The organism is Kitasatospora sp. CB02891 (assembly GCF_002803145.1).
GTDB lineage: Bacteria > Actinomycetota > Actinomycetes > Streptomycetales > Streptomycetaceae > Kitasatospora > Kitasatospora griseola.
Genome location: NZ_NNBO01000002.1, coordinates 679,585 through 703,978 on the forward strand (window position 1 = coordinate 679,585; position 24,394 = coordinate 703,978).

Below are 24,394 nucleotides of genomic sequence, written 5' to 3' on the forward strand. Positions count from 1 at the left end.
CGGCTATCCGCGCAGCGTCCCGGCCAGCAGGTCGAGCGCGGCGGCGGACGGCGAGTCGGGCTCGGCGCTGTACAGCAGGACGCGGTGGTCGCTGCCGTCCGAGGTGCGCAGGTTCTCGAAGGCGAGGTCGAGCTCGCCGACCAGCGGATGGTGGAACTGCTTGCTGCCGACGGTGCACTCGCGCACCGGGTGCCGGGCCCACAGGGCGGCGAACTCCGGGCTGTGGATGGCGAGATGGCCGACCAGTTCGGCCAGCCGGCGGTCCTCCGGGTGCCGGCCGACGGTCAGTCGGAGCGCGGCGAGGGCGACCTTCGTCTCGCTCTCCCAGTGGGTGTACAGCTCCCGGGTGTGCGGGTCGAGGAACAGCAGCCCGGTCAGGTTGGGGCGCTCGGCCGGACGGTCCGGGCCCGACGGGTCCAGGTGCCCGGCCAGCAGGGCGTGGCCCAGCGGGTTCCAGGCCAGCACGTCGTTGCGGCGGTCCAGGACGACGGCCGGGACGCGGTCCATCGCCGCGATCAACTGCCGGGTCGCGGGCCGGACCCGCTCCGGCCTGGGCGCGGACCCGCGGTTCGCCGGGGCCTTGCGCGGGCGGGCCAGGTCGCGCAGGTGGGCCTGCTCGTCGCGGTCCAGGCGCAGCGCCCGGGCCACCGCGTCCAGCACTCCGTCCGAGGCGTTGACGCTCTGCCCCTGTTCGAGCCGGGTGTAGTAGGTGACGCTCACCCCGGCGAGCAGCGCGAGTTCCTCGCGGCGCAGCCCCGGCACCCGGCGGCGGGTGTCCGCGGCGTTCAGCCCCACGTCCTGCGGCCGGAGCAGGGCCCGGCGGCTGCGCAGGAACTCCCCGAGAGCGGTCGAAGTGTCCATGCGCACCAGTGTGCCCGGGGAGGGGCGGGCGCGTCTGCGGCCGAGGGTGTCCCTGTCAGTGCCACCCTTCCGGAAGGTGGCCCCGGCCGGGGACTGCCTCGGTCGGGCGGATCGGAGCAGGCTCCTTCTCGAAGCGAACACCCCGAGCAGGAAGGCCGATCGACATGTCGACAGTGGAAGTACTGGGAAGCGCGGAGGCGCGGGCCGCGGAGCCGGCGCCACGGCTCGCGGGGCGGACCCTGGTGATCCTGGTGGTGCTGCTGGTCGCCCAGTTCATGCTGGCCGTGGACTTCTCCATCCTGAACGTGGCCCTGCCCGCCATCGGCACCGGCATGGGCCTGTCGATCGGCCGCCTGCAGTGGATCGCCACCGCGTTCGCCCTGCCCGCCGCCGGATTCACCCTGCTGTTCGGCCGGGTCGCGGACCTGTTCGGCCGCCGCCGGCTGTTCCTGCTCGGCCTCGCCCTGCTGGCCGTCGCCTCGCTGGCCGGCGGCCTCGCCACCGACCCGGCCGTGCTGATCGCCGCCCGCGTCGCCCAGGGCCTGGCCACCGCCGCCGTCACCCCCGCCGGACTCGCCCTGCTCACCACCGCGTTCCCCGAAGGCCCGCTCCGCGAAAGGGCGTTGGGCCTCAACGGCGCACTGATGTCGGCCGGGTTCACGGCCGGCGCGGTCCTCGGCGGCGTCCTCACCGACCTGCTGTCCTGGCGCTGGGCGTTCCTGATCAACGTCCCCGTGGCGCTCGCCGTCCTGCTGATCGCGCCCCGGGTGCTCGCCGAGAGCCGCCCCGACGCCGCCGCCCGCGAACGCCTCGACCTGCCCGGCGCGATCACCGTCACCCTCGGCCTGCTCGCCCTCGTCCTCGGCCTCACCGAAGCCGGCCAGTACGGCTGGACCCACCCCGCCGCGCTGCCCGTCCTGCTGCTCGGAGTCGCCCTGCTCGGCGCCTTCCTCGCCGTCGAACGCCGCGCCGCCGCGCCGCTGGTGCCGCCCGCCGTGCTGCGCCGCCCGACCGTCCGGCTCGGCAACCTGGTCGGCCTGCTGGCCTTCCTCACCGAGACCTCGCTGGTCTTCCTGCTCACCCTGTACCTGCAGGAGGTGCTGGACTTCTCCGCCCTCGCCGCCGGTCTGTCGTTCGGCGTCCTCGGCCTCGGCACCGTCCTCGGCGGCACCCTCGCCGCCCGGGTGATCGGCCGGCTCGGCACCCGCGGCACGCTGCTGGCCGGCGGACTCGTCCAGGCCGCCGCGACGGGCGCGCTGCTGGCGCTCGGCCCCGGCGCGGGCTGGCTGTGGCTGCTGCTGCCCGCGACCTTCCTCGGCGGCGTCGGCAACATGCTGGTGATCGTCGGCTTCATGGTCACCGCGACGGCCGGCCTCCCCGACCGCGAACAGGGCACCGCCGCCGGGCTCGCCACCATGACCCAGCAGATCGGCATCACCATGGGCACCCCGGTCATGAGCGCGATCGTGGCCGGCGCGGCCCCCGCGCACGGCGTCCTGACCGGCATCGCGATCGCCGTCCTGGCCAACGCCGTGCTGGTCCTGGTCGCCGTCCTGGCCTCGACCCGCCTGCGGCAGCGGAGCTGAGCGCTTTCCCGGACGGCCGCCCCGTTGCGGGGCGGCCGTCCGCGCGTTGAGGAGGGTGGACCCCGCTGCGGCCCCCGGGTGACGGGGCTCACTTGAAATAGCCAGCGCCTGCAACTATTGTCAATGCAAGTAGCGGCGTCTGCATCGAATGCTTCGCCCCTCGGCTCCACTGCAAAGGCATCACAATGACCCTCAAGAACCTCCTCCCCGGCAAGCTCGGCTTCGGCACCGCCCCGCTCGGCAACATGTTCCGCGCGATCCCCGACGAAGAGGCCGCCGCCACCGTCCAGGCCGCCTGGGACCAGGGCATCCGCTACTTCGACACCGCCCCCTTCTACGGCGCCGGCCTCGCCGAGGAGCGCCTGGGCGAGGTGCTGTCCGCCAAGCCGCGCGACTCCTACGTGCTGTCCACCAAGGTCGGCCGGGTCATCCTGGACGAGCACGAGACCGACGTCCCCGACTTCGGCGAGAAGGGCGGCCTGTTCGAGCACGGCAACCCGAACCGGATCCTCCACGAGTGGACCGCCGACGCCACCGAGCGCTCCATCGAAGGCAGCCTCAAGCGCCTGGGCACCGACCGCCTGGACATCGTCTGGGTCCACGACATCGCCCAGGACTTCCACGGCGACGCCTGGCTGGGCAAGTTCGAGGAGGCCCGCACCGGCGCCTTCCGGGTGCTGTCCCGGCTGCGCGACGAGGGCGTCATCAAGGCCTGGGGCCTGGGCGTCAACAAGACCGAGCCGATCGAGCTGACCCTCGCCCTCGACGGGCCCCGGCCCGACGGCTTCCTACTGGCCGGCCGCTACACCCTCCTCGACCACGAGCACGCCCTCCAGCGACTGCTGCCCCTCGCCCAGCAGCAGAACGTCGACATGGTCGTGGGCGGCCCCTACAGCTCCGGCATCCTGGCCGGCGGCACCCACTTCGAGTACCAGCAGGCCCCCGCCGAGATCGTCGAGAAGGTCTCCCGGCTCAAGGCCCTCGCCGAGAAGCACGGCGTGTCCATCAAGGCCGCCGCCCTGCAGTTCTCCCTCGCCCACCCGGCGGCCGCCGCCGCCGTCCCCGGCGCCACCCGGCCCAGCCGGATCGCCGAGGACACCGCCGCACTCAACGAGACCGTCCCCGCCGCGTTCTGGCACGAGCTGCGCGCCGCCGGACTGGTCAGCCCCGCCGCCCCGCTGCCCGCGGGCGCCTGAGCCCCACCCACTACCCGATCCAGGAGGATCGACCATGGCTTCCACCACTGTCAGCCGCATCGTCCCCGCCACCCCCGAACGGGTCTGGAACCTGATCGGCGGCTTCGACGCCCTGCCCGACTGGCTGCCCTACATCCCCGAGAGCACCGCCCTCGAAGGCGGCCGCGTCCGGCGCCTGACCAACCCCGAGGGCGAGGTCATCGTCGAGCGCCTCGTCGCCTTCAACGAGGCCGAGCGGCACTACAGCTACGCCATCCTGCAGGCGCCGTTCCCGGTCGACGGCTACGTCTCGACCATCCGGGTCCACGCCGTCCCCGGCCGCGACGACCTCGCCGAGGTCCAGTGGTCCGGCCGCTTCAACCCCGTGGACGCCACCGAGCAGCAGGTCGTCGACCTGTTCACCGGCATCTACGCCGACGGCCTCGACGCCCTGCACACCACCCTCGCCGGCTGACGCCACTGCCCCCACCCGCACGGCCCGGACACGCCCCCGCGTGGCCGGGCCGCGGCATGTCCGCGCAGCTCCGAGGGGTGGGGTGGCCGGGACGGGAGCAACGGCGGGGCTACACTGGGCGGCGGTCGTGGCACCCGTGCGCGTCCGGAGCGTACGGAGGTGAGAGCAGTGGAGTGCAGTAGTCCGGGCCGAAGTCGGCCCCGCTCCGGGAAGTTCTCACCCACTCACGGCCCCCGGAACCCCCGCCCGCGCACCACCCGCTGAACGCCTCGCGTTCCTCGGGCCTCCTGCCGCGCGGACGGCCGTCCAGGGCCGGCCGTCCCCCTCGCCACCGTGCGGCGTGACGGACCCAGACCCGTGGAGGTACCGCCATGTCCGACTGGCGTGTGCGCGCCGTGCGCGCGAGCAAGCGACCGTTCAACCGCAGCCCCCGGCTCGTCGCCGACCACTCCGCGGCCCCCGAGCACTCCATGGACCCGCGCTCCGAGCAGAACACCGACGACCGCGAACCCGCCTCGGTGGAACGCTCCGTGGTCGACGCCGCCGTCTACCGCGACGGCCGCCGGATAGCGGCCCCCGCCGGCCTCGCCGAGATCTACCGCGAACTCCCGGGCAAGCCCGGCACCATGGCCTGGATCGGCCTCTACCGCCCCGCCGAGTCCCAACTCGTCGAAGCCGCCGAGAAGTTCGACCTGCACGAACTCGCCATCGAGGACGCCATCGTCGCCCACCAGCGCCCCAAGCTGGAACGCTACGGCGACACCCTCTTCGTCGTGCTGCGCGCCGCCCGCTACCTCGACGACGTCGAAGAGGTCGACTTCGGCGAGATCCACCTCTTCGTCGGCCCCGACTTCGTGGTGACCGTCCGCCACTCCCAGTCGCCCGACCTCTCGATGATCCGCGGCCGCCTCGAAGCCGACCCCGACCTGCTCGCCCTCGGCCCCGAGGCCGTCCTCTACGCCGTGCTGGACGCCGTCGTCGACGGCTACGCCCCCGTCATCGCCGGCCTCCAGCACGACATCGACGAGATCGAGACCGAGGTCTTCGGCGGCGACCCCCGGGTCTCCCGCCGCATCTACGAACTCTCCCGCGAGGTCATCGAACTCCAGCGCGCCACCGGCCCCCTCCTGGAGATCATGCGCGCCCTCGAAGCCGGCTTCCAGAAGTACCGCACCGACGAGGAGCTCCAGCGCTACCTCCGCGACGTCGCCGACCACGCCACCTACGCCGCGGAACGCGTCGACGGCTTCCGCCAGATGCTCCAGAACATCCTCACCGTCAACGCCACCCTGGTCTCCCAGCGCCAGAACGAGGAGATGAAGCAACTCGCCGAAGCCGGCCACGCCCAGAACGACGAGATCAAGAAGATCTCCTCCTGGGCCGCCATCCTGTTCGCCCCCACCCTCATCGGCACCGTCTACGGCATGAACTTCGACGAAATGCCGGAACTCCACTGGATGTTCGGCTACCCCTTCGCCGTCGGCCTGATGGGCGTGGTCTGCGTCAGCCTCTACCTCGTCTTCAAGAAGCGCGACTGGCTGTAGCGGGAGGGAAGAACAGCAACCCGGGACTCGGAGGCCCGGGCTGCTGTCGGCGTTCGTTCTACACGGTGTTGCGGTGGGTGAGCGAGCGGGCCTGGTCCGCCCAGGTGCCCATGCACGTGATGGCGGAGGCCATGACCTTCACCGAGGTGGACATGTCCTTCACCGGCTTGCGGAGGTGCCGGCTCATGAGGGCCATCTTGCCCAGAGCCGCATCGAAGACGGTGACGTGGGACAGTTCGGTCCGGACGGACTCGTCCAGCAGGATGAGCTGCTCCAAGAACTCGGCCTCTCGCTCGTCGCGCTTCTCGTACGGGGTGGCCTCGACGAAGCCCAGTGCGCGCTTCACACCGCTGTCGAGGCGGGCCATGCGTCCCGCGAAGTCCATGGCGGCGGTGCGCATCTCCTCGGTCGGCGTACGGAGCGCGTCTGCAAACCGGGCCACCGCTGCGTGCCGGGCGCTCGCGGGTGCGTTCGCCTGGGTGAGGTCGAGGACTTCGATGTTGCTCTGCTGGGTCAGTGCACCGACCGTCTCGATCGCCCTGGTGATCGTGGCCAGCTGCTCCATCATTTCGTCCAGCCCTTCCTCGATGGCCACGAAGTCGTCGAGCAGACCAGGTGTGTCGTCCCCGTCCTCGTCCGCATCCTCGTCGGCCCCGTCCCGGCGGACAGGTTCGATCGCTCGCATCATCCGTGCGGGGGTCAGGAGTTCGAAGCCGTCGCGGATCCCGGCTTCCAGGGCGCCCTCGATCCCGCGCCGTGCCTTGGCCAACTGGCTGCGTGCCCGGGTGTACTGGATCGTGCGGATCGACGCGATGTCGAAGGGCAGCTGGCCGGCCTCGCCGATGTGGATCGTCGGTTTTCCGGTGAGGTGACGCAACCCCAGTTCGTACATCACGTTGGGGTTGCCACCGCTGATGTCCGCGACGACCAGGTCGGAGTGGAGGATGTACCGGCAGATCTGCTCGTTGATGTCACCGGCGGCGTCGATGCGGTCCGCCCGGACGGCGTCGATGCCGAACTTCTGGCAGGCGGGTGCGATCATCTCCTCGAAGACCTCGAGATGGTGTTCGTACGCCTCTCGTTCGGGGCTGCCATTGACCGCGTACGAGTCGCCGATGGGGCCGATGACGAAGCACAGCCGAGGTCGGTCGGGTTCCTGCTGGGCAGGCAGCGGCGTGATCACTTCGAGTCCTCCGTTTCACGGGCGTAGATGTCGTCGAGCTGAGCGGCGTACCTGGCGCCGGCTTCCATGTCGGCCGCGTACACCGGACGTTCGTCGATGCCGAGCGAACGCATGAGGTCGGCGGTGGCGATGCGGTACTTCCAGCCGACCCGGAGAACGGGGCACGGGAAGGCGCCCAGGCGGATCAGTTTGTAGGCCGTGGCAGGGCAGACACCGACGGCTCGGGCGGCCGTACGCAGGTCGATGGTCAGCGGCAGGTCGAAAGCCTCCGCGAAGCCCATGGGCGGTCCGGAACGGCTGGTCATCGCCGCCCTCCCGCAGGGCGCAGCGTCAGGGTTCCGATGAGCTCCTCCTCTTCGTGGCGGCGGGCCCGGAACACCAGTCGGGACAGGCCGGCGCCGTGAGCGAGCGCGCCCAACCGCTCACCTTCGATTCGACGCCGCGACTGGGTGAAGCGCAGGCTCGCGGACAGGCCGGCAGGATCGGCCGGGGGTGTGATGTGCAGTTCCCACCCGCCGACCGGTGATCGCTGTTCCTCCGTCAGGACCGGGACGGCATTGCGGATCCGGGCGAAGCGGGCGAGGTCGAGGACCGGGACCTCCTTGCGGCCGCGGACGGAGTGCGACCACATCTGCCGCACTCCGGCCCTGATCAGGTGGCCGCCGGTGTTCGAGGCGTTCGGATCTGTCGTGTCGAGGGCGGTGAGTACCCCGAGAGCGGCTTCGGCTTCGAGGTCGGCACGCTCGACCGGGAATTCATGGAGGAGGCGGTACAGGTTGCGGTTCATACCAGGTACGGCCAGCCATACGGCGAGCAGCCGTCCCACGTCGGTGCTGTTCCGGGACCCGCACCGGGCGTCCGCGGCAGCCTGCCGCCAGATCGCGGTCCACAGGGTTGCGGTCCGCTCAGGACCGTACAGCTTGGTTCGGCACTCCTGGGGGGAGAGCCGTACCGAGCGGTCGCCGAGGTCCACCGTGAGGTGGTGCCGTGCGGCGTCGGGACCGGTCAGGACCTGACCGAGCCGGGCGAACATGCTGCGGCGATCATTCCAGCTCATTGTTTCTCCTCTCCGGCCCCAGCAGGCCGGGTGACGACAGTGTCGACGCGGCGCGTTCGCAGGCGCGGCCGAGGCCAACGAGGGCCGACCGGAAGGCAGCCGGGCGCAGAACCGGGAACGCACTGGTGGGCCCGGACCGGAACAGGGGCGGCTCGGCCGACGGGCGGACCGTGTGGATGTGGATGTCGCCGATCACGTTGCGACCGACGTTCACCCCGTAGTCGACCCACTGGGCGCCGCCCTCGTCGGGCACAGGTTCCTGAGGCGCTGTCACCGGTGACGCCGGCGGCTGTCCGAGGGGTCCACGGGTGCCCCGATGGTGAGACCGCCGGTCACGTCCCGCCCGACGGCGGCACCGTGGCGAACGACCTGTGAGAGCACGGCAGGGCCCGGAACGTGCGCAGAAGGCGACGGCAAGGGCTGTTGCGGGCCGTCCACCACCGGGCGCATGTCGTCAGCTCCGTGTCCCGGAACGCGGATCCAGCCGTAGCCGCCGAAGTCCTTGACCTTGACGTTGGCGCGGACGTACTGCTCGGGGGCGAGGCCGTCACCTCCGGATCGCACGATGTCCTGGTACAGGCGGTCCGAGACGATGACGGCGAGATCCGCCGCCGCGAGGGCGGCCAGTACGGCCTTCAGCTGGGGTGCATTGACGAAGCGGGCCACGGCCACCGGCGCGTGTCCGGCATGACCGAGCGGGGCACGCTTGGCGAGCCCCTTGTCGACGGCGACTCGCAGCCGGATCCGGGTGGCGGAGGGCATGGCGTTGCGGGTGCTCAGGCCGTCCGCCAAGTGGTTCACGAACGGCCCCAGCACGGTGGCCTCCGGCGTGTTCTCGGGGAGGACGGCGAACTCCAGGTCGCCCTGTGGCTGGCGCTCCCAGGCCGCACGGTCGAGCCCGGTGAGGGCTGCCGCCTCGTCCAGGATCCGGACCAGGTCGGCCTGGACGGCGGACTGGGCCCGGGCGTCGAGGCGGCTGTACTGCTCCACGTCCGCCGCCAGGCAGAGACGGTGGTGCGGGGTCCCGTCCGGAGGCCGGGGGGAGGAAGTCTCGGTCACGACAACTCGCCACCTTTCCAGTGGTGTTGGGTGCGCTGTTCGCCCAACTGTGAGGGAAGGGGAGCGGGTCGTCGAAGATCCCGCATTTTTGCGGAATGGTGGCCCGAGACGTCAGCCGGCAGGCATCCTGAGCCGCGCCGCGCGTTGCAGGCCGGGCATGTCGTGGATGCAGGTCTGCTGTCCCTCGGTGCTGATCAGATCTGCCCGCCGGAAGCCTCGAAGCGCCTGGTGCGCGGTCCTTGTCCGGCACCCGATGAGGTCGGCGTACTCGGTCTGCGTCAGGTTCACGTCGATGCGCGTTGCATTCCGGCCCGGCTTCCCGTACGAGTTCGCGAGTTCGACCAGGACTCGAGCCAGCCGGACCGGTGCCGTGTACGTGCTGAACTCGAGTCGCCGGAGATTGGACGAACGCAGGCTCTGGCCGAGGACCTGGTTGAGGGCCATCGCGGCCTCAGGGCTGGCCTGGAGGAAGGGCAGCAGGTTGTTCCACGGGATCAGAGTGGCAGTGACCGTCCTGCAGGCTGTGACGGTGGCCGACCTCGGGCCGGAGTCGACAGCGGCGATCTCGCCGACCACATCGCCGGCAATCTTGATGTCCATCAGCGATGCGGTGCGGCGGCCCAGGCGCCTGGTCACCTTCACCAACCCCGCGTGCAGCAGCACCAAGTCCCGTGACTTGTCGCCCTCCCTGATGAGCGTCTCCCCGACGGCGAAGTGCTTCCGAGTGCCGAGTCGCTCCAGCGCTGTTCGGGTTCCCTCCGCGAGAGTTTCGAGAAACAGAGCGCGACCGTCCATGTGCGAGCCGTAAGTCATGGGCCAAGAACAGCATGGCCTGTTCTTGGCGGCAGCCGTTTCTCCGGGCCTGCGGGACCATGCGCCGGGGCGCGCTGTAGCGTGTCGCCGGACCGGCCACTGCCGCAGTGAATGCCGAAGGTCAGTCGCGGTCCGCGCTGACCACCGCCTCGGCCACGCCGTAGGCGCCAAGGAGCAGCAACTGGTCCAGCAGGTCCAGGATTTCGGCGCGGCGAACCGCGGAAGTGGCCTGGGTGTGGGCGCTGACCAGCAGTTCGCCGATCTGGTGGGCGTCGGCGGCCGCCTCGGTGCGCAGGTCGGCCGCAGCTGCGCCGAAGACCTTCAGGAAACGTCGCACACACCCCAACACCAGGTCGTCGACCCGATCGTGGGCGTCCTGCAGAGTGATCAGCAGCTGGGGCAGCGCAGCTTCAAAGGCGCGAGACTCCACCAGCGCGGTCAACGTCCGGCGGAACGGCCCCAACCGGTGTCCCCGCAGGGCAACGGCGACAGCAGCGGCGGCCTCGCGCACGTCCTCATCAGGGTGGTGGAAGAACTGGACGAGCGCGTGGTGGGCGAGCTCCGCGTCGCCGGTGTTCAGGAGGCGCTGGGCGCAGACGTCCGCGGCACCCTGCAGCTGGGCTCCGTCGCTCCTGGCGAGAACGGCCGCCAACAGGTCTCTCGTCTCCCACTCCATCGCCGCCAGCGAAGCGGCCTGGCCGCCGACCCGGCGTACCTGCGGAACGGGGGAGCACAGCATGCGCTCGATCACCGGCCTGCCGGCCACCGGGTCTCCGTGGCACAGGGCCAGGAAGAGCCGGAACACGGGCCCGGAGGCCAGCAGCGGATCGGGTGCCTGAACCAGGACGTCGAACGCCCGTGCCACCGCAGCGCGATCGTGGTGCATGGCGACATGCAGCACATGGGCCATGCAGGATCGAACAGCAGGAGACGGGTCGGCGGCGAGCCTGCTCAGGTGAGGAACCACCAGAGCGGCCCGGGAGCCATCGGGGTCGCGCACCAGCGCGTCCCCCAGGCTTACGGCGGCGCTGCCGCGCACGGTGTTGATTCCCACGGTCAGCAGGTCGCTGTCCGTGATCTCCTCGGCCTCCGCGTCGGTGGCAGCGGGACGGCCGGCGCCGAGGGCGAGATCTAGCAGCACCTCCACCAGGTCGAGCGGAACACTGGTGCGGTACCTCCGGAACGCGTGCCCCAGCCAGCGGTCGTGTTCAGGCCGTGCCAGGCGGGCGAAATGGCGGACCGTCGCGAAGATCTCCTCCGGATCGTCGTGCGGTTCTGCGTTGCCGAGGCCGAGCAGGATCGCGGCTCCGTACGAGGGGTGTGCGGCGGAGCCGATCCGCAGCGCGAGGCGGGCGAACCGCCGAGGATCCGCCTCCGTCATGTTCTGCAGCACATGGGACAGTTCGCGAGCTCCGCCGCTGCCGGTCGACCAGTCGGTGCGGTCCTGGCTGTGCTTCGTCATGGCGGTCAGCCACTGGTCGTCGCTCATCCGGTGGGCTGACCGAAGCGGGATCGGTGACTCGACGAACTGAGCCGTCACCTTCTGCGGCTTGTCCGGTTCCTGCCGGTCGCCGTGGCGTCTGCGAAGCTCGCCCAGCCGCCGCCGCGCCCGGTCGGAGAGACGGTCCTCGGGGAACGCCGTCAGCAGCGTGAACTCGTGCCACGGCGACAGTGTGCCGTCCGGCGGGAGACGCAGGTGGAGGATCATCGCCTCCAGTTCCGCGAGGGTTTCGTCGGGCAGCGCGTCGCCGATGGCCAGAATGAGGTCGCGTGCACCCCAGCAGGCATTGGACAGGTAGCCGACGAAGAGGCGGTGCGGGCCTTCCAGGAGCATCTCGGCGGACCACGGGGCGAGCGCAGGTCCTGCCGCGGTCAGCGCCTGGTAGAGCAGCCAGGCGGCGGCGTCGAACGGAGTGCCGACGAGCGCTGACACGAGTTCACAGACCCGGACGGGCCTGTCGGCGGCCACCATCCGCAGGGCGGCGGCCGCGCCCTGGTACAGGGCTTCGCCCAGATCGCCGGGTCGGGCGTCCGGGCTGCGGACCGAGAAGTGGCCGTCGTAAACAGGGCCGCCGGGCTTCCGCGGCAGGGCGGTCGCGGACATCACGTCCACGAGCACGGGCAGCACCCGAGCGCAGTACTCCTCGGGTGCGCCCGTCGCGGCGGTGGCGACGACCTGGAGCGCCGCATGATCGCGGCCGGTCAGAACGGGGAGCCTGCCCCGGTGATCCAACTGGGGCGGGTCCGGACGGCCTGCGACCATGGCGTCGATCAACTCGACTGCCCAGCCGGGCCGTTCGTCCGCCACGTCCTTGGCCGAAATCCAGAGGATGTGCTCGTGCACGGCGGGGAGCTTCGACCGTGCGGCGTCGAGTACGAGGTCGAAGAGCAAGCGGCTGCCGGACAGGCGGGCAAAGCGGACGATCCAGTTCAGCCAGGCGCCGAACTGCGGATGCGAGGTGTGCGGCTCCAGGAGCCGGCCCACCCGCTCCGGGCAGGTGTCGGCGGCGGCAGCCATCAACCGGACCGCCCAGTCCTGTTCCCGGGTGTCCGGGCTCGTCAACCAGGCATCGATGACTGCCTCGTCGTCCGCGCGACGGAACCACGCCGCAGTCCGCACCGCGTTCACCAGCTGGTCATGGAACGGGGGGCGAGTCTCCAGCACGCCGGCCACCGCGGCCCACTCACGGGCGGTGGGGTTCTCCAATCCGCGCAGGACGGCGAGGACGACGTCCTTGAGGTGGTAGCGGATGTCTGGGCTGGTGAGCAGCGCCTCGACCTCCTCGGCGAACCGCTCCGGATCCTGGTCCCGCAGATGGTCGAGGACCTGCCGAACCTGCGCCCGGCGGAAGAGTTCCTGGTCCCCGCCGGTGAGAAAGCCGACCAGGGTCTCGTCGCGCCGGAGCCAGTCGCGTGCAAAGGCGTAGTCGAAGAAACTCTCGTGGAAGAACGCCAGTTGACGTCCGTCACGGACCAGGATCTGCTCCGACACGAGGAGGTCCCTGCTCGCGGCGAGGTCGTCCGTGTCGAGCACACTGTCCGGTACGGACAGTCGTTGCCTCCTGCTCATGGCCGTGACGACGGTGGCGATCGCCTCGTGAAAGCGTACGGACGGCCGGCCGTACATGCACAGCGTCCGCTTGGTTTCCCAGAACTCGTCGAGGAGCTGCCGCGTGGACGTGAATGCCGCGAGGGCATCCGCCCGACTCGCGATCTGGGTGAGCAGAACCAGGTACAGCGGCCTGCGCAGCAAGGCACGTTGCGACGGTGCGATGCGGGAGGCGTCCACTCCCATGTCGGTGAGGGCGGAGTCGACCTGGGAGTCGGAGAGCGCGCCGACGGACAGGCGCGATGAACGGTCGGAGGCGGTGAGGCCGCGGATTCGAGGGTCGGCTTCGGCGTCGAACTCCCGACACACCAGGACAACGCGCATGGCGGGGTGGACGGCGGCCTCGCCCACCAGGTTGGCGACCGCGTCGAAGGCGTCCGGAAGGCGTCCGGAAGCCGTGCTGACGGCGTCGAGCTGATCCACGATCAGGACACACGGTCGGCCGGCTGCAACGGTGCCGAGTGCGCCGACCGGGGACATGGCCAGTTCGAGGTGCCGCCCCAGTTCGGAAGTCGAGGCGAACGAGGCCAGCCGGTCCAGGCGGAATGCGAGAACCGGAGTGCCCTGGAGGGCGAACGCTTCGGAGGCCTGGTGCACCACCGAGGTCTTCCCGCTGCCTGCGGTGCCCGTCAGCAGAACGAGCTGTCGGGCGTCACCCAGGACCTGGGCCACCAACTGGTCGGCCTCGCTCCGAGGGATGACGGGCTGGAGCTGACCGTGTTCCACGGTGGTCGCCCACCGGCGGGTCGCCCGCTCGACGGCACGGGCCACCTCGGCACTGTCCGACCGGCTGACCGGCCGCAGTCCGTACTGGCCGAGGCGCGCAGTGATGGCCTGGGCGTCAAGTGTGGTGCCGAGGCTGTTCAGCAGGAGGTCGCTGAGCCCGGTGACCGCGAGGCGGCCGGGAGCCCCGGCCAGGACCTGTTCGGCGAGGACCGCATTGGTGTCGACGATTTCCCGCTCGTTGTGCCACTCGATCCACAGTCCGCGGAGAACCCGCCAGGCGGTGGCTGCCGAGCCGTAGATGTCGGCGGCGGCGAGAGCGGAGAACGGGCCGCGGAGTCCGTCCGTCAGCCACTCGGCCTCGAAGGTGGCGAAGTCGTCCGAGCGGCGGGCCCGGTCGGCCAACTCGTAGATCGCGTGGGCCGGGACCGTCGAGATGAAGTGGAACGCCCGTCCGCCGTCGACGTGGGACCGCAGACTGCTCCAGACTTCCCTGTCCCGGAGGGAGGCGACGTTCCAGCTGTTCGCATTGCGGTTCTGCCGTTTGACCTGGTGGACCTGGGTGGTCGCGCCGTCGACACGGTAGGCGAACTCGATGCCGTCGCCCGAGGGCGGCCCCGGCTCCACAGTGATCGAGGTTCCGATGCCCAGCAGCACGTACAGCGCGTGTCTGACCGTCCACGCATCCTCGTAGCGGATGCCGAACTTGTCGGCCTCGCCGCCCGGTCGCGGTGCCACCAACCCACCCCTCGGTTCATCGCGCGCCCGCTTCGGCAGGCAGTTGTCCGGGACGCTACCGTACGTCTCCGACGAGGCCGGGGCCGCCGAGTCGAAGCCACCCGATTGCGTCAACGTCATGCTGTCCGAAGGGAGTTGACGGTCGCCGGTCAGAGTGTCCAGTCCGGGGAGTACTGGACGTGGAGGCGGCCGGCGACGGGGGAGTGCGGGGTGGGGTACTTGCGCCAGGGGCCGGCGTCGAGTTCGGTGCAGTGGTGGACGGCGGGCCAGGTGCGGTGGTCGGCGGGGGCCTCGGTGAGGAGGGTGTGGAGGCCGACGCCCTCGAAGCGGAAGGCGGCGGGGCTGCCGGTGACGACCAGGGTGCGGGCGGCGCGGTCGAAGCGCAGGTGGTCGTGGACGCCCCGGCCGTGACGGCGGGCTTCGGGGTACTCGGCGGGGAAGTCCGGGTCCGGCGTGGCGGTGGTGTGGGGGCGGCCGGGGCCGAGGCGGGCGCGCAGGGACTTCCAGTCGGCGGGGCGGAACTGGAGGCGGTGGTGGACCAGCAGGAGGTCCAGGGCGACCGGCGTGATCTCGTCCGCGAGGGCGTCCTGGTAGCCGGCCGGGGCGGGTTGGGCGCGCAGCGGCAGGTGGACCAGGGAGTGCGCGGAGCGGGTGGCCAGCGACCAGACGGCGGTCAGCCGGGCCAGGCCGTCGCGGTCGGCGAACATGTCCAGGCAGTAGTGGCGGTCGTACAGGGCGATCCGTCCGGGTCCGTCGGCGGCCCGGATCACCCGGTACTCGGTCGGCCCCGTCCGGATGTGCTGAACCGTCACCCGCTGCTGCATCGATCTCCCCGTGGTGGTTGGCAGATCGGACTCTAGCGGGTGACGGAGCGGCGCTCACCGGGGTTTTCAGCCGGCCGGGACGACCAGCGCGAGGTCCCCGTCCAGGCGGCGGTAGAGCAGGCGGCCGCGGTGGGTGACGGGGTCGGCGAAGAAGAGGTAGGGGAGTTCGGCGGCGGTGAGCCGGGCCGCGGCCTGGCGGTCCGTCAGGGGCGGGGCCGGGTGCGGGCTGAGGGTGAGCGGGGTGGCGGGTCGCTGCGGCGGCGCCGCGGGCCGGGTGCGGGCCAGCCGGTAGCCGGTGGGGCCGACCCGGTGGACGACGGCGTCGGTCTCGGTCGCCGGGTCGGTGAACAGGTGGATGTCGTAGTCCATCGCGTCCAGGGTGCGGACCGCCGCGTCGGGCGAACACCACACCAGCGGCGCGGACTTGACCCGGACGATGCGTTCGCTGCCGGTGGTCGGCACGCCGATCGCGCGGTCGCCCGCGGACGGCCAGGGCCGCGGCCGCCAGCTCGCGGAGACGGCGCGGATGCGCCGGCCCAGCCCGTCGGCGAGCCGGTCGGCGGCCTCGCCGATGTTGCGCGCGGCCAGTTGGACCCGGACCCGGCGCCCGTCGACCTCGGCGTTGACCTGGGCGAGCACCCGTCCCGGCGCGCCGGCCAGGCGGATCCGGACGGCTTCGACCAACGCGGAGGCGTCCTGCGTGACCGCGGCGATCCGGGTCCGGGCGAGAGCGGCCGCCTCGCCCGGCAGGCCGCCCGGGTGCAGGGTGATCGACTCGGCGACGTCCATGGCTGTGCTTCCTCCGGGGGAGAGCGGGGTCAGTGCGGGCGGGTGCGGTTCAGGGCGACCAGCAGGATCAGCAGGCACAGTCCGACGGACCCGGCGACGGTCACCACCGCGGAGCCGGTCGGCCCCGGGTTTCCGGCCAGCAGGGTGGCGGCGGCGGTCGCGGCGGCGACCGCCAGCCCGCCGGTCACCCAGCCGACGGCGGCGGCGGAGGGCCGCACGCCCCGGACGGTGGGCAGCTCGTACGGGGACAGGCCCCAGGCGCGGTCCTGTTCGCGCCGGTCGGCGCGCCGCTCGGAGGCGGCGAGGACCCGCAGCGCCGCACCCGACAGCGCGCCGGTGAGGGCCGCGCCGAGCGGAACGTGCCAGCTGAGCGGGGTGGTGAGCAGCAGCGCGGCGGCGGCCAGGCCGCTCCACCAGAGCAGGCAGCCGGTGGCGGCGAGCCGGACGGCGCGCGGGCGGTCGGCGCCGGCCCGCAGGTCGAGCAGCGCGGGCAGGTACCAGGCGCTGCCGGCGGCGGTGAGTGCGGCGGTGCCGAGGGCCAGGACGGGGTGGGCCATGGCGGGTCCTCCAGGGCTGAGGGATGCCGTCCCCGCCCCGCCCGGGCCGGGAGAGGGGGCGGGGCGGGGACGGCGGTCGATGAACCGTCGGCCGGGCCGACGGGCGGGTGGGCCGGCCGGTCAGTCCTCGGACGAGGACGCGGCGAGCCGACGGCGTTCGCGCTCCGGCAGGTCGAGCTTGGCCGGGGTGACGTCGCCGAGGTGCGGCGCCGGCTTGCCGTGGTTCTCCAGGTAGTCCAGCGCGGCGATCTCCGGGTGGTGGAGGTCGAACGCCGGGGACTCGGAGCGGACCTTCGGCAGCTTGGTGAAGTTGTGCCGCGGCGGCGGGCAGGAGGTCGCCCACTCCAGCGAACGGCCCCAGCCCCAGGGGTCGTCCTCCTGGACCTTCGGCGCGTACTTGGCGGTCTTCCAGACGTTGTAGAGGAACGGCAGGATCGACAGGCCGAGCAGGAACGAGCCGATGGTGGAGATCATGTTGAGGGTGGTGAAGCCGTCCGCGGCCAGGTAGTCGGCGTAGCGGCGGGGCATGCCCTCGGCGCCGAGCCAGTGCTGGACCAGGAAGGTGGTGTGGAAGCCGATGGTCAGCGTCCAGAAGGTGATCTTGCCGAGGCGCTCGTCCAGCATCTTGCCGGTGAACTTCGGCCACCAGAAGTGGAAGCCGGCGAACATCGCGTACACCACGGTGCCGAACAGCGTGTAGTGGAAGTGCGCGACCACGAAGTACGAGTCCGAGACGTGGAAGTCCAGCACCGGCGCGGCCAGCAGGACGCCCGTCAGGCCGCCGAACAGGAAGGTGACCAGGAAGCCCGTCGCCCACAGCATCGGCGTCTCGAAGGACAACGAGCCCTTCCACATGGTGCCGACCCAGTTGAAGAACTTCACACCGGTCGGGACCGCGATCAGGAAGGTCATGAACGAGAAGAACGGCAGCAACACCTGGCCGGTCACGTACATGTGGTGCGCCCACACCGTCACCGAGAGGCCGGCGATGGCGATGGTCGCGGCGATCAGGCCGGAGTAGCCGAACATCGGCTTGCGGCTGAACACCGGGATGATCTCCGAGACGATGCCGAAGAACGGCAGCGCCAGGATGTACACCTCGGGGTGGCCGAAGAACCAGAACAGGTGCTGCCACAGCATCGGCCCGCCGTTCATCGGGTCGAAGACGTGGGATCCGAACTTGCGGTCCATCTCCAGGGCGAGCAGCGCGGCCGCCAGCACCGGGAACACCATCAGCACGAGCAGCGAGGTCAGCAGCACGTTCCAGGCGAAGATCGACATCCGGAACATGGTCATGCCCGGGGCGCGCATGCAGATGATCGTGGTGATGAAGTTGACCGCGCCGAGCACGCTGCCGAAGCCGCTGAACGCCACACCCATGATCCACATGTCGGCGCCGACACCGGGGGAGTGGATGGCGTCGGACAGCGGCGCGTAGGCGAACCAGCCGAAGTCGGCCGCGCCCTGCGGGGTGAGGAAGCCGGCCGCCGCGATCAGCGAGCCGAACATGAACATCCAGTACGACAGCATGTTCAGCCGCGGGAACGCCACGTCGGGCGCGCCGATCTGCAGCGGCATGATCCAGTTCGCGAAGCCGGTGAACAGCGGCATCGCGAACAGCAGCAGCATCACCGAGCCGTGCATGGTGAACGCCTGGTTGAACTGCTCGTTGGAGAGGATCTGCGTCCCCGGGCGGGCCAGCTCCGCCCGCATCACCAACGCCAGCACGCCGCCGATCAGGAAGAACGCGAATGCGCTGACCAGATACATCGTGCCGATCGTCTTGTGATCGGTTGTGGTGAGCATCCGCACTATCGCGCTGCCCGGTGTGCGTCGTGGAGCGGCCTCGGCCGCCCCCCGACTCGCCTCGATGGCAGCCATCGGCCGCCCTCCTTCGTCCTTGCCGAACCTGGTGGCGCCACCGCCCGACGGACCGTCACCTGCCATGACAGGAGACCGGTGACGTCCGGGGGCGGGCGGCGGCGCAGTGCCGGACCACCCGGTCCACGGGGTGCTTCCGGGGAGTGGAGCACCCCCGCCGAGCGGTGGCGATCCATGCTCGTTCGCGGACGGGTCGCGACCCCAGGGCCGATGGTCCCGCCGCGGGCGGCCGGGCGTCCCCGGTCCGGAGGCCCTCCCGCGCCGAACGGCCCGGGAGCGGGAGGGACTGACGGACCACCAGGTCAGGACGCCGGAAGGGCCCGAACGCGGCTCGCGGGGACGCCGCTGGGGAACGGGCGGGACGGCTCCCGGCGCCGCGGGAACGCGAACGGGCGTCGCAGGGACGCCCGTCGGGTGCGCAGGGACGCGGCCCGGCCCGGCGCCTCGCGCGGACGGGGCGTCAGGCGTCCGGACGGGGCGTCAGGCCGCGGCGCGTCAGGCCGCGGCGCGGTGCGCGACGTGGTGCAGGTGGTGGCTGCGGGCGTCCGCGCCGTGCAGCGTGCGCAGGCCCGCCATCAGCAGCGCCGGGTCCTGGCGCAGCCAGAGTCGGACCGCCGCGCCCAGTGCCGCGCACGGGGAGGCCGGGCGGACGCCGCTCAGGTCGGTCATCCGGTCGACCAGCGCCGGCAGCAGCTCGGCGAGCTCCGGCGGCAGCCACACCGTCACCGCGCAGGGCGCGAACCGCCGCAGCTCGTCGGCGAGTTGGGGAGTGCCGCCGGTGAGGACGGCGGGCAGGACGTCCAGCAGGGCGTCCGCCACCACCTCGGACACGTCGCCGCGGTGTCCGTGCGCCAGCCGCCGTAGCAGCGTCCGGTCGGCGGTGGTGAGCCGGACAGCCAGCATGACCTCGTCGGATTCCATTGCTCGGCCTCTCCGGGCGCGCGCGCCCAACCGACCGGCCCGCCGCGTGCGGACCGGACACAGCCAACGCTGACCTGTTGACCTGGGTGTCACTGTCCCCAAGCCGGAAACGGCGGGGGAAGGGCCGAACGGCCCCGTTCGCCGGGGCCTGACGGCGGCCCCACTGCGACCGGACCGCGGCCCACCGCGGCCTACTGCGGTCCGGCCGCCGGAAACGGCCGCCGGAAACGGGCGGCCGAACCGGACGGTTGCCGCAGCGGTCGGGGGCTACCGCGAGACGCCGGTCGACCCGTCGTAGCGGATCCGGTGGTCCGGCACACCCGCGTCCAGCAGTAGCGAACGGGCCCCGGCGACCATCCCGGACGGGCCGCTGAGCAGCGCCAGCCCCGGCACGCTCTGGTGACCGCGGAGCAGCGCCGCCAGGCCCTCCAGGTCCGGTCCGAGCATCGGGGTCAGCTCCAACCAGGAACGGTTGGCGGCCAGTTCGACCAGCGCCGGCCAGTCGTACAGGTCGTCCCGGCCGCGCGCCGCGACCACCAGCCGCACCCGCCGGCCGCGGGCCCGGTGCGCCGCCGCGAACTCCTCCACCAGCGCCTTCATCGGAGCCAGGCCCGTTCCGCCGCCGACCAGCAGCAGATCGCGGTGGACGTCCGAGCCGTCGAGGTCCAGCGAGAGCGAGCCGCGCGGCGGCCCGACCCGGATCTGGTCGCCGACGCCCGTGCCCTCCACCAGTGCCGCGCTCACCCCGCCGGGCGAGGTCCGGCGGACGTGGAACTCCAGCACCCGGTCCTCGCGCGGCGCGCACGCCACCGAGTACGTCCGCCAGGTGTGCGGCAGCAGCGGCGACTCCAGCGCCGCGTACTGGCCCGCCCGGTACGGGTACGGCTCGCCGGTGCGCACCCGCAGCACCGCCAGGTCCGGGCGCCGCCGCTCGTGCCCGACCACCTCGCCGTGCCAGAACGGCGGCTCGGTGGCCGCGCCCTCCGCGCCCGCGACCATCGCCGCCACCGCGAACCGCAGCATCCGGATCCAGGCCGCCTCGACCTGCCCGGTCCACAGCTGCCCGCCGCGCACCCGCAGCGCGCTGATCAGCGACTCCTCGAACGCCTCGTAGTGCGCGGGCCAGACCCCGAGCTTGCGGTGGTCGGCGCCCAACGCCCGCAGCCGGGCGTCGAGTTCGACCGGCCGGTCGAGGTGGTCGATCAGGTGCTGGAACATGTGCGCCAGGTGCTGGCGCTGGAACTCCATCGACTCCGGGAACAGCCGCCGCAGGTACGGCCGCCGGACGAACATCGCGTCGTACAGCACCTCGATCAGTGCGTCGAACGGAAGCAGCGGCGCGAGGTGACGGAGGATCAAGTCCCGGTCGCCGGGTTCCGGTGGCTCCACCGCGGGCCCCTTCGGGGCGGACGACCGGCCGGTCGGGGCCAGGATGCTGCGGCGCAATCGCATCGCGTGGTGGCGGGCGAGCAGTCGATCGTACTCCGGGCTGAACGCGTCCTCGTCGTAGGAGCCGGCGGTGGTGGGGGTGGCGGTGCGCGGGCGCGTGGCGCCGCTGCTGATGTACTCCATGAACGTCAGGTTAACCACCCGCGAAGGCGAGTTGATCATGGACTGTTCGGCCGCCCGAAGGAGGGACGTTCGGCCCTTGACCTGGTGCGATGCACATTGCCGCAGGCCCGTCGGCGGCCTCGGGGGAGGCGTCCGACGGGCCCGCGGCGCGAGGTTCTCAGGCGGTGGCGACGGCCGGGACGCGGCGACGGAGCAGGGAGCCCAGCGCCAACCCGCCCGGTCCGACGACGGCGATCAGCAGGAACGCCCAGCAGAACATCGCGGCCGACTCGCCGCCGTTCTGGATCGGCCACAGGGCGTGCTCCTGGTGCACGCTGAAGTACGCGTACGCCATCGAACCCGAGCACAGCAGCGCCGCCGGGCGGACCGCGACGCCCGCCAACACCATGATGCCGCCAGCCAGTTGAATCAGTGCTGCCCACCAGCCCGGCCATTCCCCGACCTGCGGGGCCTTGCCGTGCGGGCCGCCGAGCACCCCGAACAGGGTGGCCGCGCCGTGGCAGGCGAACAGCAGCGACACGACGATCCGGGCCAGGCCGAGCACCGTGGGGCGGGCCCGATCGGCGAGCCGCGACAACTCTTCGAACATGTGTGAACTCCTCGTGTGGGGGCGAGACGGTTGACGACCGGCTGCAGGGAGCCCACCGGAGAGGGGAGCGGGTCGGAACCCGCCCCCGATTTGACGAAGTGGCGACAATTCTGACGGTGGGTCAGGGTGGCGGCCAAGCGCCCCCAGCTATGAGATTCCTATGAGTGCGGGCGCCCTGCGCGGCCCGGGAAGGTCGGCGGCCGCGAGGGTGTGTCCTACGCTGGGCAGCATGTCGAACCCCGATGGGTTGCTCGTGGACATCGCCGCGATGGTCGAGTCCGAGCACAGCAACCAGATGTCCCTCACGGTGGTCGTCCCCGGCGCCGTGATCACCGGCCGGCTGGCCCCGGTGTCCCTGTGGTGGGAACGCGTGGCCGACGTCCTCCAGGCCTCCGACCACCTGAAGCCCTTCGCCGCCCTCTTCGCCCAGCCCACCGCCGGCCCCCCGGCCCGCCCCACCCACCTCCACCTGCACCGGGCGAGGATCCTCCAGGGCGACTTCGGCCTCCCGCACACCGGCGGCATGTACCGCATCGCCATCGGAGACATCAGCGCCTGGTCGGTCGGCGACCTGAGCTACTCCGACGCCTGAGCCTTGCCCTGTGGCGGTGCGACGGCACGGCAGCGCGGCGGCGCTGCTCGGCCGGCCGGCGTCCGAGGGCGGTGCCGGTCCCGGGGTCGGCCTGGGGGAGGGCAGCGGCCGAGCCCGTCAGCACTCGGAGGGCCGCGCCGTCGGCGAACACCGCTGTGCGGAACTCGACCCGCACCTCGCGGAAGCCCGTGTCCAGCAGGAGATTGCGACTTCGGCGGGCCACCCGAGAGCGGGGGATCAGGGCCGCGCGGGCCCGGACCGGGGTGCGGGTGAGCTCGGCGTCGTCCACGTCGACGATCAGCGCGTCCCAGTCCTGACCGAGCAGCACAATGCGCCTCGGCCGCGGCCGACGCCGGGTCCGGGAGCTCGTGGTAGACCGTGTCGGCCCGGTGGGCCGTCAGTGACCCGTCCGCGAACGGCAGGGCGCAGGCGTCCCCGTCGGTGAATGTCCCTTCGGGCCGCCGCTGTTGGGCCGCCGCGACCATCTACGGAGCGGCGTCGACGCCGACCGCCTCGGCGCCCGGCCTCCGCCAGGTCGCCTCCGCAGCCCGCGTCGACCAGGCGGGTGCCCGGGCCCACGGCGAACAGGTCGAAGGAGCGGGCGCGGAGTGCGGCCGACTCCGAGGTTGAGTCGACCGCGTCGAGCAGGCGGGTGGATTCCGGGGAGGCCGCGTCGGGCCCGGTTTCGATGGTCACAACTGCCGGCCTGTGCCTTCGCGTTGGCTTGAAATCAAGCGGCGCGACCCTCCCGGTCGCTGATGTCGCCGCCCGTTTCGGACTGGCCACCCACGTGCTGCGGCACCGGGAGGCCACGGGCCTGCTCGAACCGGACCGGGACGCGGCCGGACACACCGCCGGTACGACGCCGCGCACCTGGTCAGGGTCGCCGCCGCCCTCACTGCGAAGGAGACCGGCCTCGCCCCCTCGTCGACACCACCGATCCGACCGGCCGGCGCGAGCGCCTCGCAGAGCACGCCGACCGCATCCGCCGACGCCTCGAACAGGTTGAGGCCTGCCTCGACCTGGTGCAGGGCGCCCTGGACTGCACCCATGCCGACCCCGTCGGCTGCCCCCTTCCACGACCGGGCCGCCACCCGCGCCGGCCTGCCAACCCCGTTCCGGGAACGACCGGTTGAAGCTACAAATCGTCCCGCCCCAGTCGGGCGACCAGGTCCACCACGCGGCCCGCGCCGTCCTCCTTCGCCATCCGGGCGGCGGCCGCGGCCGCGCACTCCCGGTGGGACGGGTCGGTGACGGCCTGTCGGATCGCCGACGCCAGGCGCTCCGCCGTGAGGTCGCGGAACGGGATCGGCGCCACCGCCGCCCCGATCGCCGTCAACCGCCGCGCCCAGAACGGCTGATCGGCCGTCACCGGGACGGGAACGGACGGCGCTCCCGCGCGGAGCGTCGCCGCCGTCGTTCCCGCGCCCGCGTGGTGGACGACGGTCGCCACGCGCGGGAACAGGGCGGCGTGGTCGAGCTGCCCCACCGTCAGGACGTCCTCCGCTTCCGCAGTCAGTCCCGCCCAGCCGGCCTGGAGGATCCCCCGCTGCCCGGCCGCGCGCAGCGCCGCCACCGCGAGGCGGCCCAGGCGTTCGCCCTGGCCCGCGCCCATGCTGCCGAAGCCGATGAACACCGGCGCCGGGCCGGCCGCGAGGAACTCCTCGACCTGGTCCGGGAGTTCGCCCGACCCGACCGGCCACCAGTTGCCCACCACCGCCAACCCCGGCCGCCAGTCCGTCGGTCGGCGCACCAGCGCTGGGCTGAAGCCATGCAGGGCCGGCCACTGCTCGCCGAGCAGCCTGCGGCGCATCGCCGGCCCGGAGAGCGGCGGCAGGTCGAGCCGGGCCCGCAACTGCGCCACGGCGTCCCGGTGCAGGCGGTCGACGACCCCCAGCGCGGCCCGCCCCGCCGCCCGGTTCCCCCACCGGCCGAGCGACCTGGCGCCGCCCACCACCGGCCCGAACTCCCCGGTGGGCTCCACCGGTTGGAGATACACCCCCGCACTGGCCGTCCGCAGCGCCTCCGCCACGTGCCACCCCAGCGGCGCCGTCGAGGTGGACAGCAGCAGCACGTCCGCCCCCGGCTCGGCCGCCTGCGCGATCCCCTGCCCCAGCTCCCCGACGAACTCCTTCGCCCGGCGCAGCATCCCGCCCTTCCCGCCGCCCTGCGGGTCGCCGGGCAGCGGCCGGAACTCCAGCCCGCACCGCTCCACCGTCTCCGCGTAGCTGCCGTGCGTCGCCAGCGCGACTTCGTGCCCCGCCTCGGCCAGCCGAACGCCGAGCCCCGTGTACGGTGCGACGTCGCCGTGCGAGCCCGCCGCCGTGACCAGAATCCGCATCTCTT

The 24,394-nt window shown here is 72.2% G+C and carries 21 protein-coding genes; 5 read left to right on the forward strand and 16 right to left on the reverse strand.

What is annotated here, in order from left to right:
• Positions 1-3: 3 nt before the first annotated feature.
• The gene (locus CG736_RS08560; RefSeq protein ID WP_100585540.1) at positions 4-861 is read right to left on the reverse strand and encodes a helix-turn-helix domain-containing protein; all 858 of its coding nucleotides are present in this window, start codon (positions 859-861) and stop codon (positions 4-6) included.
• Positions 862-1,025: 164 nt separating this feature from the next.
• Between CG736_RS08560 and CG736_RS08565 the strand changes: the two genes are divergently transcribed.
• The 4 genes from CG736_RS08565 to CG736_RS08580 all read left to right on the forward strand — a co-directional run bounded on the left by CG736_RS08565 (position 1,026) and on the right by CG736_RS08580 (position 5,641).
• Positions 1,026-2,447, forward strand: coding sequence for an MFS transporter (locus CG736_RS08565; protein ID WP_100585541.1), 1,422 nt, complete (start codon positions 1,026-1,028; stop codon positions 2,445-2,447).
• A 185-nt stretch (positions 2,448-2,632) separates the two neighbouring features.
• Entirely contained in the window at positions 2,633-3,643 is a 1,011-nt protein-coding gene (locus CG736_RS08570; protein ID WP_100585542.1) for an aldo/keto reductase, read from the forward strand.
• Between the two features lie 34 nt (positions 3,644-3,677).
• Positions 3,678-4,097: an SRPBCC family protein gene (locus tag CG736_RS08575; protein WP_100585543.1), complete on the forward strand. Its 420-nt coding sequence runs from the start codon at positions 3,678-3,680 to the stop codon at positions 4,095-4,097.
• Between the two features lie 371 nt (positions 4,098-4,468).
• Positions 4,469-5,641 (forward strand): magnesium and cobalt transport protein CorA, encoded by a 1,173-nt coding sequence (locus CG736_RS08580; RefSeq protein WP_100585544.1) that lies wholly within the window; start codon positions 4,469-4,471, stop codon positions 5,639-5,641.
• A 58-nt stretch (positions 5,642-5,699) separates the two neighbouring features.
• On the opposite strand, the gene CG736_RS08585 is transcribed toward CG736_RS08580, so the two are convergent.
• From CG736_RS08585 to CG736_RS08650, 14 genes are all read right to left on the reverse strand, one after another.
• Positions 5,700-6,824 carry a hypothetical protein gene (locus tag CG736_RS08585; RefSeq protein WP_100585545.1) on the reverse strand — a complete coding sequence of 375 codons (1,125 nt, stop codon included), beginning with the start codon at positions 6,822-6,824 and terminating at the stop codon, positions 5,700-5,702.
• Positions 6,821-7,129: a helix-turn-helix domain-containing protein gene (locus tag CG736_RS08590; RefSeq protein WP_100585546.1), complete on the reverse strand. Its 309-nt coding sequence runs from the start codon at positions 7,127-7,129 to the stop codon at positions 6,821-6,823. The genes CG736_RS08585 and CG736_RS08590 overlap by 4 nt, the downstream gene beginning before the upstream one ends.
• A complete protein-coding gene (locus CG736_RS08595) occupies positions 7,126-7,881 on the reverse strand; it encodes a hypothetical protein (RefSeq protein WP_157815480.1) in 756 nt (251 codons plus the stop codon). The genes CG736_RS08590 and CG736_RS08595 overlap by 4 nt, the downstream gene beginning before the upstream one ends.
• Positions 7,868-8,134 (reverse strand): hypothetical protein, encoded by a 267-nt coding sequence (locus CG736_RS08600; protein ID WP_100585548.1) that lies wholly within the window; start codon positions 8,132-8,134, stop codon positions 7,868-7,870. The genes CG736_RS08595 and CG736_RS08600 overlap by 14 nt, the downstream gene beginning before the upstream one ends.
• A gap of 17 nt (positions 8,135-8,151) precedes the next feature.
• Positions 8,152-8,940, reverse strand: a complete 789-nt coding sequence (locus CG736_RS08605; protein ID WP_100585549.1) for a hypothetical protein — start codon at positions 8,938-8,940, stop codon at positions 8,152-8,154.
• 111 nt (positions 8,941-9,051) lie between these two features.
• The gene (locus CG736_RS08610; RefSeq protein WP_100585550.1) at positions 9,052-9,753 is read right to left on the reverse strand and encodes a Crp/Fnr family transcriptional regulator; all 702 of its coding nucleotides are present in this window, start codon (positions 9,751-9,753) and stop codon (positions 9,052-9,054) included.
• A 121-nt stretch (positions 9,754-9,874) separates the two neighbouring features.
• Positions 9,875-13,462, reverse strand: a complete 3,588-nt coding sequence (locus CG736_RS08615; RefSeq protein ID WP_232733873.1) for a hypothetical protein — start codon at positions 13,460-13,462, stop codon at positions 9,875-9,877.
• A 1,010-nt stretch (positions 13,463-14,472) separates the two neighbouring features.
• Positions 14,473-15,135 carry a hypothetical protein gene (locus tag CG736_RS08620; protein WP_232733874.1) on the reverse strand — a complete coding sequence of 221 codons (663 nt, stop codon included), beginning with the start codon at positions 15,133-15,135 and terminating at the stop codon, positions 14,473-14,475.
• 78 nt (positions 15,136-15,213) lie between these two features.
• Positions 15,214-15,936 (reverse strand): sigma 54 modulation/S30EA ribosomal C-terminal domain-containing protein, encoded by a 723-nt coding sequence (locus CG736_RS08625; RefSeq protein WP_043907850.1) that lies wholly within the window; start codon positions 15,934-15,936, stop codon positions 15,214-15,216.
• A gap of 29 nt (positions 15,937-15,965) precedes the next feature.
• On the reverse strand, positions 15,966-16,493 hold the full coding sequence (locus tag CG736_RS36980; RefSeq protein WP_189277565.1) for a hypothetical protein: 528 nt from the start codon (positions 16,491-16,493) through the stop codon (positions 15,966-15,968).
• A 120-nt stretch (positions 16,494-16,613) separates the two neighbouring features.
• Positions 16,614-18,374 (reverse strand): cytochrome c oxidase subunit I, encoded by a 1,761-nt coding sequence (gene ctaD / locus CG736_RS08635; RefSeq protein ID WP_100585553.1) that lies wholly within the window; start codon positions 18,372-18,374, stop codon positions 16,614-16,616.
• Between the two features lie 495 nt (positions 18,375-18,869).
• Entirely contained in the window at positions 18,870-19,295 is a 426-nt protein-coding gene (locus CG736_RS08640) for a hypothetical protein (RefSeq protein ID WP_100585554.1), read from the reverse strand.
• A gap of 267 nt (positions 19,296-19,562) precedes the next feature.
• On the reverse strand, positions 19,563-20,867 hold the full coding sequence (locus CG736_RS08645) for a globin domain-containing protein (RefSeq protein WP_198520403.1): 1,305 nt from the start codon (positions 20,865-20,867) through the stop codon (positions 19,563-19,565).
• Positions 20,868-21,024: 157 nt separating this feature from the next.
• Complete coding sequence (locus CG736_RS08650) at positions 21,025-21,456, reverse strand: DoxX family protein (protein ID WP_100585556.1); 432 nt, start codon at positions 21,454-21,456, stop codon at positions 21,025-21,027.
• Between the two features lie 229 nt (positions 21,457-21,685).
• On the opposite strand from CG736_RS08650, the gene CG736_RS08655 reads away from it, so the two are divergent.
• Positions 21,686-22,048, forward strand: a complete 363-nt coding sequence (locus CG736_RS08655; RefSeq protein ID WP_100585557.1) for a hypothetical protein — start codon at positions 21,686-21,688, stop codon at positions 22,046-22,048.
• Positions 22,049-23,186: 1,138 nt separating this feature from the next.
• Here CG736_RS08655 and CG736_RS08670 read toward each other — a convergent pair.
• Positions 23,187-24,389, reverse strand: coding sequence for a glycosyltransferase (locus tag CG736_RS08670; protein WP_100585559.1), 1,203 nt, complete (start codon positions 24,387-24,389; stop codon positions 23,187-23,189).
• Positions 24,390-24,394: the final 5 nt, after the last annotated feature.